This is a genomic window from Plantactinospora mayteni (assembly GCF_016862935.1).
GTDB lineage: Bacteria > Actinomycetota > Actinomycetes > Mycobacteriales > Micromonosporaceae > Plantactinospora > Plantactinospora mayteni.
Genome location: NZ_BONX01000112.1, coordinates 1 through 1,214, shown reverse-complemented (window position 1 = coordinate 1,214; position 1,214 = coordinate 1). Strand labels below are relative to the sequence as shown.

2 protein-coding genes are annotated in these 1,214 nt (G+C 64.4%); one reads left to right on the top strand and one right to left on the bottom strand.

Going from position 1 to position 1,214, the window contains the following annotated elements; all coding sequences use genetic code 11:
- Nucleotides 1-775: RNA-guided endonuclease InsQ/TnpB family protein (locus tag Pma05_RS42110; protein WP_203863142.1), on the bottom strand; the 775-nt coding region annotated here is incomplete at its 3' end.
- Nucleotides 776-797: 22 nt separating this feature from the next.
- Between Pma05_RS42110 and tnpA the strand changes: the two genes are divergently transcribed.
- The gene (gene tnpA / locus Pma05_RS42105; RefSeq protein ID WP_203863141.1) at nucleotides 798-1,214 is read left to right on the top strand and encodes an IS200/IS605 family transposase; all 417 of its coding nucleotides are present in this window, start codon (nucleotides 798-800) and stop codon (nucleotides 1,212-1,214) included.

Genomic DNA, 1,214 nt, shown 5'->3' with positions numbered 1-1,214 from the left:
AATCGCGCCGGGTGTCGGTCACCCGCGCATGAGCGCGAGCGACCTTCTTTACGGCCTTCTTGCGGTTGTTGCTGCCCTTCTGCTTACGCGAGAGGGCTTGTTGCAGCCGCTTGAGTTTGCGCGCGGCGCGGCGCAGGAACTTCGGCGCGGCAACCTTCGTGCCGTCTGAGAGCACCGCGAAGTGGGTCAGCCCGAGGTCGATTCCGATCTCGGAGTCCGCTGGCGGCAGTATCTCGTCCTGCCCGGTCGTGACGACGAACGACGCGAAGTACCGCCCGGCCGAATCCTTGATCACCGTCACGGAGGACGGGTCTGAGGCAAGCGCCCTGGACCAGCGCACCTCCACGTCGCCGATCTTCGGCAGCCGCAACCGGCCGTTGTCCAGCACCTTGAACCGGGAATTCTTGGTGAAGCGGACTGCCTGCCGGTTTTCCTTGCGGGACCGGAATCGGGGCGGGGCGACCTTGCGGCCTTTGCGTTTGCCGCTGATCGAGGCGTAGAAGTTGCGGTAGGCCGCGTTCAGATCCGCGAGGGCCTGCTGCAACACCACGCTGGACACCTCGGAAAGCCACGCCCGTTCCGGAGTGTCCTTGGCCTGCGTGATGACCAGCTTGGACAACTCGCCGTCCGAAAGGTACTTCTCGCCCTGCCCGCGGGCCCGCTGGCGCTGGCGCAGACCGTCGTTGAACACTACGCGGGCGCACCCGAACGACCTGGCGAGGGCCTCGCGCTGGGCGGCGTCTGGGTAGAGCCGGTAGTTGTAACGGAGCCGCACAACGCCAGCATATCATTGGTTTATGGCTGACCCCGAAGGTATCCGCACCGGCAGACACTGTGTTTTCGCGATGCACGCTCACTTGGTCTTCGTGACCAAGTTCCGGCACAAGGTGTTCGCTGACCGCCACCTGTCCCGGATGGAAGAAATCATGCGGGACGTGTGCGCCGACTTCGAGGCCGAGCTTATCGAGTTCAACGGCGAGAACAACCACGTCCACCTGCTCGTCAATCACCCGCCCAAGGTGGCCGTGGCCCGACTGGTCAACAGCCTCAAGGGCGTGTCGTCGCGCCGCCTGCGGCAAGAGTTCCCCGACCTCGTACAACACTACTACCGGGCCAACAAACTGTGGTCGGGCTCGTACTTCGCCGGGTCCGTCGGCGGCGCACCGCTGAGCGTCGTGAAGCAGTACATCGAGCAGCAGAACCGCCCGGTTTAA

Coding starts and splice junctions, on each gene's coding strand:
- tnpA (WP_203863141.1), top strand. CDS start 798: ATGGCTGACCCCGAAGGTATCCGCACCGGCAGACACTGTGTTTTCGCG.